This is a genomic window from Paenibacillus foliorum, assembly GCF_013141765.1.
Classification (GTDB): domain Bacteria; phylum Bacillota; class Bacilli; order Paenibacillales; family NBRC-103111; genus Paenibacillus_S; species Paenibacillus_S foliorum.
In genome coordinates this window covers 232,686-249,823 of the sequence record NZ_WHOD01000087.1, presented here as the reverse complement: position 1 = coordinate 249,823, position 17,138 = coordinate 232,686, and the positions used below count along the sequence as shown (strand labels likewise).

4 protein-coding genes are annotated in these 17,138 nt (G+C 51.7%); all 4 read right to left on the bottom strand.

Annotation, left to right across the window (positions count from 1 at the left end; translation table 11 throughout):
* Positions 1 to 78: 78 nt before the first annotated feature.
* Positions 79 to 1,158 (bottom strand): Gfo/Idh/MocA family protein, encoded by a 1,080-nt coding sequence (locus tag GC093_RS23530; RefSeq protein ID WP_171654345.1) that lies wholly within the window; start codon positions 1,156 to 1,158, stop codon positions 79 to 81.
* 140 nt (positions 1,159 to 1,298) lie between these two features.
* On the bottom strand, positions 1,299 to 1,952 hold the full coding sequence (locus GC093_RS23525) for a DUF2238 domain-containing protein (RefSeq protein ID WP_171654344.1): 654 nt from the start codon (positions 1,950 to 1,952) through the stop codon (positions 1,299 to 1,301).
* Positions 1,953 to 2,175: 223 nt separating this feature from the next.
* A complete protein-coding gene (locus GC093_RS23520) occupies positions 2,176 to 4,512 on the bottom strand; it encodes an S-layer homology domain-containing protein (protein WP_171654343.1) in 2,337 nt (778 codons plus the stop codon).
* A 113-nt stretch (positions 4,513 to 4,625) separates the two neighbouring features.
* Positions 4,626 to 16,883 carry an Ig-like domain-containing protein gene (locus GC093_RS23515; RefSeq protein ID WP_171654342.1) on the bottom strand — a complete coding sequence of 4,086 codons (12,258 nt, stop codon included), beginning with the start codon at positions 16,881 to 16,883 and terminating at the stop codon, positions 4,626 to 4,628.
* Positions 16,884 to 17,138 lie beyond the last annotated feature (255 nt).

Here is a 17,138-nt window from a genome sequence, read left to right as displayed (position 1 = left end):
AGCTGCTTATAATTTGAATGCTTCACATCCACCATATTTACCATATCTACCGTATGTATTTATTTGCAGAACCTATACTTAGCTGTTTGCCCAAGGCTGGATCGAGGTCTTAACCGTCTCTCCGGTTGTGATCGCCTGCTCGATCATCAAGCCGATGTAATGATCCTGCGATGCATCGGGCAGTCCATAGAAATCAGGGCCTCCGGCTGCATAGTCCGCCATCTTCGCTAATGATGTTGCAACAGCAATCTCGTCATCAAAAAGCCGGTACGGAGCAAACGGGTTGCGGTATACCCACTGATCACCGACCATAATCCCCTGCAAGAAATACCCCTCCAAATTACCGTCTTCACCCTTATTAATTCGATTGAAATCAAGATGCTGCGGCGTAGCATAATCCAACAGCAAATTCGCGCGTTGGTCGATGATTTCGCCACGCTCTCCCCGAACCGAAACATAATTCGAACGAATCCACGAACGGTATTGGTCGCTTGAAAAGTCAAACACTCCTAGCTTTCCCCCGAAGTCAATCCATGCGAGGTCCCGCTTCGTTGTAATCAGGGTTTCCTCGATAGGAGGTCCGCTTCGCGTTGGTCCACCCATAAGCGGAGACTCAAACCGCATCGCGCGGATTGTCACTTCTCCATAGCCATAGCCCAGTGTTTTACGCAGCAAGTTAACACCATGGTAACCGTGGGCAGCGGATACATAAGCTTCAGAAACCGTACCTAGCCGGCCGGATTCAATCAGCGCCAACCGTGCGGCATGCAGCGGTTGGAAATGGTACTGCTCAGCTACCTGAATTCGCGCTCCGCTAAGCGTCAATTCATGCAGAGCCAGCAAGCCCTCGAGATCACCAGCCGGTGGCGTTTCTGTTAGAGCGGGGATACCTCGCTCTGCTAATGCAAACAAATACTCAGGGCAGATTGCTCTGTCCACCGATACTACAACGAAATCGGGCTGTTCGTTTTCCAGCAGTTCGACTACTGTACGGTAAGTTGTAAGATTCCACTGCTGCTCGAAGTGCTGTCCTTTATCTGCATCGCGGACAACCATACCTGAAATCCTGAATTGATCCGACAGCTCCTTGGCAATCCGCAAATAAAATTCAGAACGAAAGCCGCCACCGATGATACTAAAAGAAGTCTTTTTTGCCATAATTCCCATTCATCCTTCCTTTTCTCTCTAGGTATCTCCGCTCATCCCTCTATCCCTCATCCGCTCATAGAAAGCGCTACTACGCATAATCAGATTATCACAATCCTAATGGGTTGGATATCCAACCTGCTATCCTATTCTCATCTATGCCTAAAACCATGCCTTCTCCCGATTTTAGCAGCTGCTGCTGTAAGCAGCATTGTTAGGATCGCTCCATACATTGCTAATTCCATGTCATGCTGCGTATCCCAAGGGTCTCCCTGAGTTCCAAGAAATAACGTGCCGATCTCCGGTGCAACAATCAAAGCAACCCACATTTCGATCAGCTCATATAAAGCTCCGCTAGCCAGCACAAGCACAACAGGAAGGGCTAAAGCCCAAAATCCTTTTTGTCCCATCGTTCTCACAACGAGCTCCCTGATAGGATAAGCCAGAAGCAAGCCGTATGAAAAATGAACAATCCGATCGTATCCATCACGTTCTGTATGAAACAGCACTCGAATCCATGAATCCAAAGGTGTTGTGTGATACGAATAGTTAGCGCCAAAGGTATGCATGGCAAGGAAAACCGCAATAAGAAGATACGTCATATTTGTAAAAGCAAACCATCGGTACGTTACCGCCAAAACTAATATTGTTGCAAAAATTAATAAATTTTCCAAAAACCAATTAAATCGACTGTATGGCTCTATAGCCATTAGCACCCAAAATACCACGTAAACAGCTAACAAAGCTTGCAGCATATGATTGCTATTAAACGGGCGTGTGAAATCGAGAAGACGAGCAGCATTCATTTTTGGAAGCCCCCTTTTTTAAAATCATTGTAGCAACACTCTGGGGCTTCCATAAGTACTAACTTTATATAGAACCAAACATATGTTCGTTTTTCAACTTTCCTTTCTAAAACAAAAAGACGCATGCAGACAGGTTAAAGGCAAAAACAAAGGAACTTATTCCTTTGCAATGCATTTGATTTACCTGTTAGCAGCGTCTAATGCGTGAGGAGCGGGCCAGACGCTAGTCCAGCCTCCGCTCTCCTCCTTCGATCAACGATTCAAAACGGTGATCCGTCGAAGCCTCTTCGATATAACCAAACGCCCAATGATTAGCCGGTACGTCTTGCCAAGTAAGCTTTCCTGAACCTTGCAGAGGTCCCCGCTTCAGCAGACGATCCAGAATCGTAACGGCCTCAGCTCTCGATAATCCTCGATCCGGCTGGAACGTTCCGTCTGGATAGCCCTGCATAATGCCGGCCTCCATCACATTGGCGATTCGAGTTTCGCCCCAATGACCTTGCGTATCGGAAGCTTTCGTTTGGGAAGTACGCTGCCCAAGCAAAAGCCACTCGTTGACGATCGAAGCCATCTCCGCCCGCGTAATTAACCTATCCGGCTGGAAGGTGCCATCCGGCATGCCCCGCATCAGCCCGATTTTGCCAGCGTCGCTGACATAGCCAAATGACCAATGCCCTTCAGCTACGTCCGGATACCTTCCAGCTGCAGTGGTTTTTGCACCCTCGTACACGCGCGAGAGCAAAGCGGCCATTTCCCCCCGGCTTACATTTCTTTCCGGCTGGAAAGTGCCGTCTGGGTACCCTTGAACAAATGCTGAATGCTTTCCGGGATTGTCCAACGGACCGCTGAACAACTGCTTGCGCGCTTCCGCTTCTTTCGAATCGTCTCCTTTATAAAGGAGCTTGACCACATCGCCGGCAGGAACCGGCTTGTCCAGACGAAGAATGATTTTCCCGTTCTCCACGACCATGTCGACTATGATTACCAACTTACCATTCACTTCAACTTCAAACTGTTCTTTCTTCACTCCTGTACCGGTACCATTATGCTCGATAACGATCTTGTCCCCATCGAGCTTCTTTGTAGCCTGAGTTAATTTATTCTCAGGTTCGTTGTTGGACTTATGGCTCGAACCTGTCCCAGTGCTTGTACTCTGATTGATCCGAACAAGTGTGAACAGACTGAACTTATCGATCTCGATTTCTACGCCGTAAGGCTTCCCGTCCTTGTACACAATCTTTCCTTCGGTAAGCTGCTTGTCACCATCGGAATGCTCGATAAATACGCGTAGCGAGCTGAGAAAAGCGGCCTGATCATGTTCGGGCACTATTCCGTTAAATGGGATAAGCAACCGCGTTCTATAGCCGGAGTAGTTTGTCTCAATTTTTTGCGGAATCCCAACTACGACGGGCATCCCAAGACGGGATGCTTCCATGATAAGCGGCTCAGAGGCAATACGCTCACCGATTGCTTGCCGCTGCCCTTCGCTGCGAACCGGCACGATGCGGAAATACATATCCATCGCTTGCCGTCTCATCTTTTCCAGCACGTCCCGAGCTAAAGCTAGAACCACCGTATCGCTTTCCACCTGAAAGGACATGCCGTAATTCACCAACGCTGTGATGCTGCCCGCGTTTATTTGCACCGCGATTTCATCCGGAATATCCCCGGGAGGATGGTCCATCATAAGCCGTGTAACCCGCTCTCCCGTCTCTCTGCTTTTATCGATAACTTGATCTGTCGACGCTTCGTCTAAAACAGTTTTGTCGATCCGTGTCCCGTCTGTTAGCTCGATACGTGTAATGGCGAGCGGGTTATTAAATCCACCCCGTTCCCCGATCACTTGAACGGTGCGGTAACGTTCAGTCACTGACTTTTTACTAGTCGAAGCACTTTTTACGATCAAGAGGAACGGACGCTGGGCTGAGCGGCCGTTTTTGGAAACTGTTGCCGTTACAACTACGCTTTTCTCTTCCTTTTGGCGCTTCACTTGACCTTCGATGGTCGTTCCTTGCGGTTTTCCCATTTCGATGACATTCGGGTGGCTCGATGTCCAGGAGACACTCGTTTCATGCTTGCCGACCGAAAGGACGTAAAAGTCTGAAGTGACACTTTCCCATGTATCTCCGTTGCAGAATCCGATGGATAATTGATTCAACGCGTCTTCCAGCTCAAACTCCTCGTTGTCCCCCCCGTTGCGCTTCAACACCAGAAACGACGACCGGATGACATCGGACCCATATCCGACCAGGACCTCGTATATACCGAGAGCAGCGGTGCTGGACAATAAGAAATTTGTTGTATAGCGGCCCCCCTGCACTGGAACCGAGCGGAAATAATAAAGGCTTCCTCCCGGTTCGAACACTTTTACAATGACCTCCTTATAGGCTGACTGTACGTCTCCCCCTATAGCTACACTCTCTCCTTGATACTTATCCCCAATGGTCGATACGGCGATACCCGTCTGGGCGGAAGTTTGAGCCGGCCAGGCGAACGTAAACAGCAGCGCTGTCAGTAAAATAAGCTTAATGAATAATTGTACCTTGTGGATTGATCTCAATCGCTCCTACCTCCTTATTAACAATCATTCTTGAGTTTCAAAGTAAGTAAAGTCCCGCTCTGCTGCGCTCTTTGGCGAAGCAGGGCGGGACCTTTCTTTTTAGCAGACCGGATTTATCGAAGTACTACGGATTCCGTCACTTCGTCTGACAAGCTGTAGCCGACATCGCTGCGCGCGTTATCAGGCATGCTGACGATGACAATGTGCAGCTTGTCGCCGGCTTGCGCATGCTTAAGCTCCATGCGGAAAGGCTGCGGATGTTTTGCATTGATTTTTTCACTTAAAACATATACAGGCACGGAATTTCTCATTCCTTGTACAACGACATAAGCAAAGTCAAAGCTCGGATTCGTTCCTGGCTTCGGCGTCACCACAACGGTGACCGAATGGTCGTCAGCCTCTGCTTCAACTTCGTACATCGGCTTGCCCGGAACCGGAACTGAAGCAGGAACGCTTTCCTTCTTGCCTGGCTCTGATGCAGTCAGCTTGATAACGTCGCCCTCCTTCAGTCCTGGCACCCGGATGACGATCGGTCCTGTGCCCGGTCCCGGATTCGTGCCTTCGCCAATGATCGTTCCATCCTTGTCATAAATCGTAATTTTCGTTCCCGGCGGAACATCCTGTACCGTTACTTCATCCAGATCCGGATCCGGCTTGACCTTGTCCGGATTGATAGGACGGGTGACGGTATCATAGATCGTAACTGTCTTGCTGGTCGGCACACTTTCCTTCTTGCCTGGCTCCGTCGCGGTCAGCTTAATAACGTCGCCTTCCTTCAGCCCTGGCAACGAGATCACAACCGGTCCAACTCCCGGTCCCGGATTCGTTCCTTCGCCTATGACGTTTCCGTTCTTGTCATACACTTTAATTTTCTTACCTGGCTCTACATCGCGCACGGTTACCTTATCCTCTTCAGGATTGGCCGCGATCTTATCCGAATCAAGCGGATCAGTCGTCATCTCGACCGTTTTCTCAACAGAGCCGCTTTCCTTCATACCCGGTTCGGTCACGGTCAGCTTGATAACGTCGCCTTCCTTCAGCCCTGGCACTCGGATGATTACCGGCCCTGTACCCGGACCCGGATTCGTTCCTTCACCGATGATTGTTCCATCTTTATCATAGATCGTGATCTTCGTTCCCGGCGGCACGTCGCGCACCGTTACTTCATCCTTGACAGGATCCGTCCAAACCTTGTCCGGATCAAGCGGACTGCTAACCGTCTTGACCATCTTGCTAGTCGGATCGCTTTCCTTCTTGTCTGGCTCCGTCGCGGTCAGCTTGATAATGTCGCCTTCCTTCAATCCTGGCACCGAGATCACAATCGGTCCAACGCCCGGTCCTGGATTCGTTCCTTCGCCGATGATTGTTCCATTCTTGTCATAAATCGTAATTTTCGTTCCCGGAAGTACGTCCTGTACCGTTACTTCATCCTTATCCGGATCGGGCTTGATCTTGACCGGATCGATCGGACGGCTCACGGTATCGTAGATCGTAACCGTCTTGCTGGTCGGAACGCTTTCCTTCTTGCCCGGCTCCGTCGCGGTCAGCTTAATAATATCGCCTTCCTTCAGTCCTGGCACTGGAATCATAACCGGTCCAACACCCGGTCCCGGATTCGTACCTTCACCGATGACGTTTCCGTTTTTGTCATAAACTTTAATCTTCTTGCCCGGCTCTACATCACGCACGGATATCATATCTGCTTCTGGATCCGCCGCGATCTTGACGGGATCAATTGGATCGGTCGTCATCTCGATCGTTTTTTCCACCGGACCGCTTTCCTTCTTACCCGGTTCAGTCGCGGTCAGCTTGACGATGTCGCCTTCCTTCAGTCCTGGCACCCGGATGATAATCGGTCCCTCACCCGGACCAGGATTTGTACCTTCGCCAATAATCGTTCCATCCTTATCGTAGATCGTGACCTTCGTTCCCGGCGGCACGTCGCTTACCATTATTTCATCCTTCTCGGGATCAGCCGACACTTTTTCCGGAGGTACTGGCGCACTAGTGCCCCGGTCTTTTCTTACAATCTCATTGACCTTGTCGCTTTCCGTTTTATCCGGCTCTGTCGCAGTCAGCTTGAGGGTGTCGCCCTCTTTAATTCCTGGAATCTGTATCACGACAGGACCTGATCCCGGTCCTGGATTCGTACCTTCTCCAATGACGTTCCCGTCCTTATCGTAAACGGTAACCTTCGTTCCCGGTAGCACGTTGTTTACAGTCACCTGCTCCTTATCGGCTTCCGCCTCTATCAGCTCAGGATCAAGCGGTCGGCTCTTCTGCGGTATCGGCTTAAATGTAACCGTTGCAGTCTCTGCGATCCGTACCCGATCCGTTTCATCTACAGCCGTATACGTAACTTGTTCCACAATAGAATTCTTCACCTTAAAAACCGCCTGGCCCCGCTCGTTGCTGACAGCTTGGATCGTATCGACTACAGAGCTGCCGCTGCTGGCCGACAGCTTGACGGTTTTACCGCTAACCGGCTGTCCATTCGCATTGCGAAGCGTAACCGTGATGGTCGACATTTCTGTTCCGTTCGCAATGATTGACAATGGAGATGCCGTCATAGAGGAACGAGCAACGCTAGTCGTTTGACCGCCCGTGCCTGCATTAGCCAAATAAGTGACGACTGCGGATTGTGCAATCGATACCTGATCCGTAATGTCCTTAGCGCGATAGGTCACTTGCTCTGGATTTGCATTTCTCACCTGGAACGATGCCTCGCCGCTAAGATTGCTGGTACCTTCATTCAACGGGACGATCGATGAGCTGCCTCCGACGGCGGTAAGCTGGACCTTCTTCCCGGATACCGGCTGTCCGTTTGTGTTGCGCAGAACAACCGTTATCGTCGAGTATGACACTCCGTCCGCTGCCACCTTGTCAGGCGAGGCAACGATTGTGGAGCGCGTCACGCTGGTCACAGACGTACCGCTGCCTGCGTTCGCAAGGAACGTGACCGTAGCAGTTTGGGCGATACCAACGTTGTCTATCATTTCTTTGGCGCTGTAAATCACTTGCTCTGCAAATGCGTTCTTTACTCTAAAGAATACCTGACCATACTCATCGCTTACGCCTCCGTTCAGAGACGTAATGACCGAATTTCCTCCATCAGCCTTTAGTTGAACGGTCTTGCTGGCTACCGGATACCCTACCGCATTGCGAAGGGTGACCGTCACCACCGAATAGGAGCTTCCATCCGCTGTTACCCGTTCCGGCGACGCCGTCACTGTTGAACGAGTAACACTTGCAACTGGTGTACCTGAGGCAGATACCGTTTGGAAAGTTACTACGGCAGTTTGCGCCAAAGTTACATTATCAGCCGAAGCAGCGTATGTCACTTGACCGGCAATCAGGCTTTTTACTTTAAATACGGCAATCCCTTGCGCATCGGATAAGGCTCCGTTCTGCGGCTCGATCAAAGATGCCCCGTCCTGCGTCAGCTTTACCTGCTTCCCTGTAACCGGACGTCCGTTTGCGTCCTTCAGGGTAACTGTAACAGTGGCTGATGATGTGCCATTCGCCGGTAACGTAGACGGCGAAGCGGCGATACTCGATTTCAACAGGCTGACAGAAGGTTGCTCCACAGCTCCGCCTGCTTTTGTTTCAAACGAAACGGTTGCACGTTGCGCTAACGTTATGCCATCTGCGGCAACAAGCGCCGTGTACGCAACCTGTTCCGCAGCTGTATTTGTCACCAAAAATTGCGCTACGCCGTTCTCACGGCTGACACCGCCATATACGGCTTGAATAACTGAGCTGCCTCCGGCAAATAGCGATACGGTTTTACCGGAAACAGGTCTGCCGCTAGCATCCAGCAGCGTCACTCGAATCGTCGATACGTCCTTGCCATCGGCCGTCACCTTCTCCGGCGTTGCGGTTGCTGCCGAACGCATAACGCTGACATACGGGCTATCCGGTCCTCCGACAGCCGGCTTTTCAAACGTAACGGTCGCAGTCTGCACCAATGTCGTATTATCCGTCGCGACACTGGCGGTATAAATCACCTGCCCCGCAGTGGTGTTCGTCACCCGGAATAGCACCATTCCTGCCGCATCGCTGATATCGCCATATACGGCTGAGATGACCGAGCTCGCTGGGCTCTTTGTTAAAGAGACCTTCTTACCCTCAACGGGGCTGCCCGCTGTATCCTTCAGCCATACCTTGATGAACGATGCTGATACTCCATCTGCAACGTTTACTATTGGTTCAGCGTTCATCGTAGACTTCAGTGCGCTGACACGCCCGGATCCTGAACCGGCAGGCGCAGTCGCTTCGAATGTCACTGCAGCGCGCTGCGCTATCTTCACCCGGTCAGCGGTCACCTGAGCGGTATAATTCACCTGTTCTGCCGCTGTGTTTGTTACTCTGAACAAAGCTGTACCGCCTGCACCGCTGATCCCCCCGTTTATCGGAGTGATGATTGAGCTGCCTCCATCCGGGGTGATTGTGACCTCTTTTCCACCGATAGGAGCGCCGTTTCCATCTTTAAGCGTAACCGTAATCGTAGAATACTCAAGACCGTCCGCTTTCACCTGACTAGGAGAAGCTAGTACGGAGGACTGCATGATGCTGATAACCGGCAAGCTTTGCTCCGTCTCGAAGGTTACTTTAACCGTCTTTGCCAGCGTTACGCCGCTGACAGCGGCTGTAAATGTCACCTGCTCCGCCTTCATGTTCGTAACCTTAAATCTGGCTTCGCCGTTCGTGTCGCTAATGCCTCCGCCAATCGGCGTAATTACTGATTGGCCATTGCTTGCCGTCAAGGTGACGGTCTTCCCTTCTATTACAGCCCCGCTTGAATCCTTCAGCGAGACGAGAATGACCGAAGCGTCCCGGCCTCCTGCCGCAACCATCTCCGGAGCAGCCGAGATTGTCGACTTGAGCACACTCACGGCCGGACTTCCTGTACCGCCGCCGTCCGAAGTCTCGAACGTTACCGCCGCACGCTGTGTCAGTGTTAAGCTATCTGAAGCTACCTTTGCCGTATAGAACACTTGGCCCGCTGTCGCGCTCGTCACAGTGAATTCTGCCCGACCATTGCTGTCGGTTACCCCGCCGTCCTTCGCCGTTATGACTGAACTGCCTGTGCTGACCGAAAGCGTCACTGTTTTCCCGACGATCGGCTGTCCGCTTGAGTTCTTTAAAGTCACAGTAATAATCGAAGGCTGAATGCCATCCGCCTTGACCGTTTCAGGCTCGGCAATCACCGTGGAATCTAGAACGCTGATGACCGGATCAACCGACGCTCCTCCTGCAGCCGCTTCGAATGTCACGATCGTTCGCTGTGCAAGTGTAATTCGGTCTGATGTTATATGCGCCGTATACGTCACTTGCTCGGCAGCAATATTGCGCACTGTGAACAGCGTCTTGCCTTGGTCGTCGCTGACACTGCGGATTGCGGCGATTACCGAACTGCCTCCGTCTGCCGACAACGTTACCATCTTCCCTGCCACAGCTGCTCCGCTTCCGTCTTCCAGCGTCACCGTAATCGTGGAGAAGGAAGCTCCGTTAGCCGTTACGACAGCTGGAGCGGCAGTCACTATCGATTTCTGCACGCTTACTGCTGGAACTTCCGATCCACTGTTGTCTTCTGGCGTCTCGAACGTTACGGTGACTCGTTGCGCTACCGTTACACCATCCGCTGCAACGTAGGCCGTGTAGGTTACTTGTCCGGCTGCTTCGCTTGTCACGGTAAACTCCGTGCGTCCATCTGCAGCGGTAACTCCACCGCTCTTCGACACTATTACCGACTCGCCGCTATTCGCTTTAAGCGTAACTGTCTTTCCGGCAATGGCAGCGCCATTCGCATCCTTCAATGTCACCGTAACGGTTGAAGCCTCCACTCCGTCAGCGACTACCGTTTCCGGAGCAGCCGCTACCGTCGATTTCACAATACTGATGGCCGGCGCTTGCGGATTACCGCTGGCCGCTGTTTCGAAGACAACCATCGCGCGTTGGGCTACCGTTACGCTGTCCGAAGGAACCGAAGCCGTAAAGACTACTTGCTCCGCATAAAAGTTTTTCGCCTTAAACAACGCAACGCCTTGCGCGTCAGTCACGCCGTTCACTGTCGAAATAAGTGCGCGGGCAGATTCGGCTGCCAGTGTAACTGCCTTTCCTGCTAACGGTGCTCCGTTAGTATCCTTCAATACGACTGTAAGGGTTGAAGCGTCCGTTCCATTAGCCGTAACTTTAGCGGGAGCTGCCGTAACTGCCGATTTCAAAACGCTCGCTCTCGGCTGATCTTCGCCAGGAACAGCATATTCGAAAACAACAGCCGCACGCTGGGCAAGCGTTACCCCGTCAGCTTCCACACGGGCCGTATAGGTCACCTGTTCGGCTTGGGAATCCTTCACTCTGAACAGCGCCAAGCCTTGCGCATCGCTGACATCGCGCACCGACTCGATCACCGAGCTGCCTCCATTTGCGGACAAGCTTACTTTCTTGTTAGCTACCGGATTATTGCCGGTATCCTTTAAAGCGACGGTGACGGTCGAGTATGACACGCCGTTCGCCGCTACCAAAGCCGGAGCTGCGTTTACCGTAGAATTTACTACACTAACCGCAGGAGTACCCGTCCCCCCGGCAGCTGCCTTCTCGAAGGTTACCGTCGCCCGCTGTACCAGCGTCACGCCGTCCGCTTCCACGCGGGCTGTGTACGTCACTTGCTCCGCCGCCGTATTGCTGACCGTGAATGACGCGCGTCCCTGAGCGTCGCTTACAGCCCCGCCAGCAGCATTTATCAAAGAGCTGCCACCGTTTGCCGCTAGCTTTACTGTTTTTCCTGCTATCGGATCGCCTGCCGAATTTTTCAGAGTCACTGTAATCGTCGAGTGCTCAGCGCCGTCTGCCTTTACAATATCCGGTGAAGCAACCAACGTCGAATCGAATACGCTGATGACCGGACCTCCCGGAACTCCAGGACCTCCAGGGCTAGCTGCGGCGGATTCGAAAGTCACCTTTGCCCGCTGCGCGATGGTCGCCCCGTCTGCTTCCACACGGGCCGAATACGTCACTTGCTCGGCTGACATATTCGTCGCCTTGAACTGCGCTTTGCCGTCCGCATCCGATGTATCCTGCACTGGGGTCAGAATGGAGCTGCCACCATCCGCCTTCATTGAAACCTTTTTGCCTGCTACCGGCAAACCGGCTGCATCGCGCAGCGTTACCGTAATCGTCGAGGCTTCGGTCCCGTTCGCCAAGACAGTGTCAGGAACCGCGTTGACTGACGACTTCAGCACGCTTATCCCGCCAGCTCCCACACCAGGCGTTTCAAAGGTCACTATTGTTCGCTGCGCTACGGTTATTCCATCCGTCTCGTCTTTGGCCGTATAGGTTACTTGCTCGGTGGCACGATTAGTCACCAGGAAAATAACGCGGCCGTTTGCATCGCTCACCTTGCCGTTTTTGGCTGTGATCGTCGAGCTGCCGCCGTCTGCAGACAAACTAACCGTCTTGCCTGTAATCGGCTCGCCCATTCCATTTAGAAGCGTCACCGTAACCTCGGACGCTTCCGTTCCGTCCGCCGCTACCGTTCCCGGAACCGCGATGACGGTAGAATCGAGTACGCTCGTCTTTGAGCCTCCCGGACCTGCGGGAGCATGCTCGAACGTCACCTTCGCCCGCTGCGCTAGCGTTTCGCCCGACTCCAGGCGGGCCGTATACGTCACCGGCTCTGCCGTCGAACTCGAAGCCGTAAAGCGCGCAACGCCCGAGCCGTCGCTTATGTCCTGCACGGAAGCAATCGCTGAGCTTCCGTTCTGGGTCAGTACGACCTTGCGGCCGCTGACCGGTCTTGCATCTGTATCCAGCAGCTTAACGGTAATGACCGCTTTCGCTGTACCATCCGCCGATACAACCGTCGGTGAGGCCGTCACGGATGACTTCATCACGCTAACTGTTGGAACGCCCGGGGTACCGCCTGCAGCCGATTCGAATACCACTGTTGCCTTCTGTGCCAGCGTTACACCATCCGCTTCAATCCGCGCTGTATACGTAACCGGCTCCGGCACAACGTCCAGCGCCTTAAATACCGCTTCGCCATCCGCTCCGGTCGTATCCCTCACGGCTGTTAGCACGGAACTACCGCCATCCGCCGACAAGCTTACCTTCTTGCCTGAAATCGGCTGACCGACATGATCCCGCAGAGTCACTGTCAATACTGAAAAGTCACGGCCGTTCGCAGTCGTCATCGTCGGTGTTGCGACCATAGTCGATTTCAACACATGAGCTTGTGGCGTTCCTCCGCCGCCGACGGCTTCGGTCACGAACGTTACCACCGCCTGCTCAGCCAGTGTGACTTTATCTGTTTCGTCCTTTACGGTGTAAGTGACTTGTTCCGCTTTGCTGCTGCGGACTGTGAACACAGCTTGTCCTGCCGAATCGCTTACCTCTCGCACCGCTGTTATCGCCGAGCTGCCGCTTCCCTGCGACAAGCTTACTTTATTGCCTGCAATCGGCTGGCCGCTGGAATCCTTCAGCGTCACTGTAATTGTAGACACTTCTTGTCCATTGGCTTTCACGATGAGCGGATCAGCCGACACTCTCGACTGCAGCACGCTCGTTTTCGCTTTGCTCGCCCCGGGAATCGGCGCTTCGAACGTCACTTTCGCCCGCTGCTTGACTTTCACCCAATGTGTTTCAGCTGAATAAGTTACTTGCTCTGCTAATGAATTGCGCACGGTGAACACTGCGCGTCCATTTGCATCGGTTACCGGCTGATCGTAATTAATCCAAGAGGAACCTCCACCATCCTGCAAGGATACCTGCTGACCCGGTAAGGGATGACCGAATGCGTCCTTCAACTGAACAACAATGGTCGAAACCGAGGCGCCGTCTGCAGTCACGCTGGTTGGAGTGGCCGTAACCGTGGATGCATCCTCGCTGACAGGACCCGCTCTGAATGAGACGGCTCCTTTCTCCGGCAGCTCAATCGTACCGTAGCTTGTCTTGACGGAGGCACTGTAGATGATATCCTCGACCACTTTATTCCGAACCCGAAATACGGCCTGTCCCCATTCATCGGTCACGGCTTGCACCGCTTCGATCGTCGAGCTTCCTTTGTCCGGTTCCAGTACTACCGTTTTACCCTTTAATGGGTGAGCCCGGTAATCCGTGACCGTTACCTTAATCTCGGAATAATCTTGTCCATCGGCCGTAACAAAACCCGGTGTTGCCAAGATTCTCGATATTGGTTTACTGACCTCGAATTCGGTGTAAAAGTCCCAAACACCCTTATTCGTAAGCGGTACGACATGGTTGCCCCCACTATCCTTAAACGATTCTTCTTGGACGGTTACGTAATAGTGGACTCCAAAGCCCAACCGCTCCGTCAGCGGAATTGTCACACTATCGTTCGACACCGTCAGCTCGGAGGATTTGATCTGCTGGATAATCCGGCCGGTGTCATATTCGTGAATGAGGATATAGCCGTTGTCTTTAATGACCGGCTCGCTGAACTTGATCGTCAGCTCTGTATTGACAACCGGCACATCGGTCTCATTGTCCACAGGAGTGAATGCTATAATCGTCGGCTTAGTCGTATCCTTGATCGCATCGAAGCTCCACTGATTTTTTGCTTCCAAGCCGTAGTAATTGTTGCCGCTGAAATCCAGTAAAGTGTCATCGTCAACGAGCACATAATAAGACCCGTTAGAAACGAACGGCTTTGACGGCTTGATGGAAACCTTGCTGCCCGTTATGGTCACTTGATTCGAGCTTACGGCTATCTTCTCTACAAGCTGGTCATCCTTGGAATTCATGATTTTGAAATACCCCGTGCCTGCTTTTACCTTTTCATCAAAGGTCATTGAGAGCTCGGCATCATAAGCTACCTCCTTCCCTCCATTGGCCGGAGATAGAGCTTTCAGCTGGGGCGGCGAATAATCTCTCACCGTCTTGAAGTTCCACGTTGTCTTATCGGTTATGCCCCCGTAACCGTTGGAGTCTCCATCCTTCAGAGCATTCGGACTAATCTGCACATAGTATTCCGTATTATAATCTAGTGGCTCGGAAAGATCCGTCCCGATCCCTTTTCCGAAGTACATTATTTTGGTGAGGTCGGATAAATCGATTTGCTCCACCACACTGTCGTCCGACGACCTTTTCACCGTAAACTTGCCCTGGGTGGCCGGAACAATCTCTTCGTCAAATACTATTGAAAGTGAGGCTGTCAATGAAATGTCTTGACCGTCATCTACAGGGGACAATTGGACCATGACCGGTGGCTTGGTGTCCTTGACTGTCTTGAAGGTCCAGGTTATAGAATCATGAATGCCTGCAAATAGGTTGCCATAGTTATCTTGAAAGGCATTAGTAGACACCTTGACGTTGTAATTCGTGTTGTTCTTGATCGGCTTTGTCGGAACCATGACTGCCGTATCACCCGTTATACTGACTTGAGAGGGTGTATTCACATAGAACTCTTCGAGTAGAGCGGATCCAACAGCAGTCTCCTCATAAAGCTGAACCACACCGTATACACCCGGCTTCGTTGCCGCTTTCACATTTTCGTCGAACTTCAGCTTCAGCTTGAAGTCGAGTGGCGCATCCGTCGCGCCCTTCTCCGGCGTGAAGGATGCGGCCAACGGCGGATACACGTCCTTCATGGTATAGAAGTTCCAGCTATTTTTATCAGTTAAACCGGCGTATGCATTACCGGCCTTATCCTTGAATGCACCAGATTCCACTGTAACGTAAAAGTTCGTTTCCTGTAGAAGTGTAGATGATGGCTTGACCAATACCGTGCTCCCGGATATTTCCACTCTCTGCAAATCGGTTGCAGGAATCTGTTCCGCGAGCTCACCGTTTGAGAACTTGCGGATCTCAATATTCTTGCCCGCCGCCCCGACTACACTCTCACTAAAGTTCATGGTTAACGTCGGCTTTTGCGGAACATTCGTAGCACCCTTTGCAGGAGTAAAGGATGTCAGTGTCGGCGGATATACATCGGCTCCTGTGGTAAAGTGCCATGTTTTTGCAGCCATACCCGCATACGGGTTGTCGTTCAGATCCAGTAAAGAGCCCGTCTCCAGCTCTACATAATACCGGGTATTGTAATCCAGATCGTTCGGTGGGTTCACCGTTACCTTTTTCGGCGCAAACTTCGCTTGAACCAGTGGAATTGTCGCAACGATCTCGTCCGTATCCCATTTTCGGATCTTCAAATTTTTATTATCGTATGACGGTTTGACAACCTCGCTAAAGGTCATTTCCAAATTCGTATCCGGATTGACGTTCGTAGCCCCAATTTGCGGGAACAGCTTCGTCGATACCGGAGGCGTCGTTTCGGTGCCGTATTTCTCAACTAATGTGTGATGGCCGATATAAAGAACGCCCTCATCCCGAAGTATCGAGAGATCAGTGCTTCCTATGCCGTATATATCTCTGCCAATCTGTTGGAAGCCGGAGCCGGTGCTTTGCAGCACATACCCTTTGCTTGCTTGGTTGTCCTTATAAAACACATAGGCGCCGGAATCGTCAACAAACACGGAGATGTCGCCGACATATTGATTCGTGGGAAGCGTTCGCTCGCCCATCGTCTGCCAGCTTCCGCCTACATACCTTTTCAATACGACCGTATTTCCACCGTCATCGGCAAACGCGGCATACGGTACCCCTTTATAGGAGGCAAGATCAAACTTGGGTACTCCCCCCCGCGATACCGGACTGCTGCTCATCGTACCGCCTATGGATTGAACGGACAGCTTTTCATTGAACAAAACACTGTTCTTAATGGCCATGTAAGCCTGCCCTTGATCCGTTGCGAGCTTGAACTCAAAGGCTTGACGGGTAGGCAAATCATTCCCGAATGAAACTGGTGTCCAGCTTGCTCCGTTCCATTTAAGAACCTTCGGCTTACGATTATCTTCACTGGAAATGTACCCGAGATAAGGAATCCCTGCCGGATCAATGCTTATCGAAACTCTGGTCGGTTGTTCCGGTATAGTACCGAACAAGTTACCCAACTGCTTCCAGTCTTCACCCGGTCGTTTCACAACGACTATAAATTCGGTTGGCGTTGCTACTCCCACATAGATGGTCCCCTGATGAACAGCCATATCTATTACTGTGACGACACCATTCGTGCCGCTGAGATTATCGCCCACCTGTTCCCATTCTACGCCAGTGTAAACCCATACGTAGGGCCTGTTTTGATAAACTGTCAGGGCATAAAAAATCCCATCGTCCCTATCCAGCACAAATTTGGTTATACTGCCGTTCAAATTAGAACCATTCAAGATAAGCTGCCAATCGACATCCGCTGCCGCAGCCGCAGTCCTGTTAGGCACAATGCCCGGCATGCACAGCAGTACCGCCAGCACCAGTGCGATGATCCGGTTGATACTTTTCCTCCAAACTGTTGCCATGAAGTCTTTCTCCTCTCTGATTCGCAAATAGTTGATCAGTTGTTCATTTTCAAGGACTCATTTTATGTCATCCGAATTTGACGAAACAAGTCGGAATATAGCTGATAGTTGATCATTTCGACACCCTTTCGCTCTTATATTTGTTGTTCTTTTCAAAGAGTCCGCAGCTGCCGCCCATTATATCAAAGAGATCTCACAAGAATCTCACAAGAATGTTTTTTCATGACAATAATAGGGTGATTATGTCGAAAAACG

Coding starts and splice junctions, on each gene's coding strand:
- GC093_RS23530 (WP_171654345.1), bottom strand. CDS start 1,158: ATGGCAAAAAAGACTTCTTTTAGTATCATCGGTGGCGGCTTTCGTTCT.
- GC093_RS23525 (WP_171654344.1), bottom strand. CDS start 1,952: ATGAATGCTGCTCGTCTTCTCGATTTCACACGCCCGTTTAATAGCAAT.
- GC093_RS23515 (WP_171654342.1), bottom strand. CDS start 16,883: ATGGCAACAGTTTGGAGGAAAAGTATCAACCGGATCATCGCACTGGTG.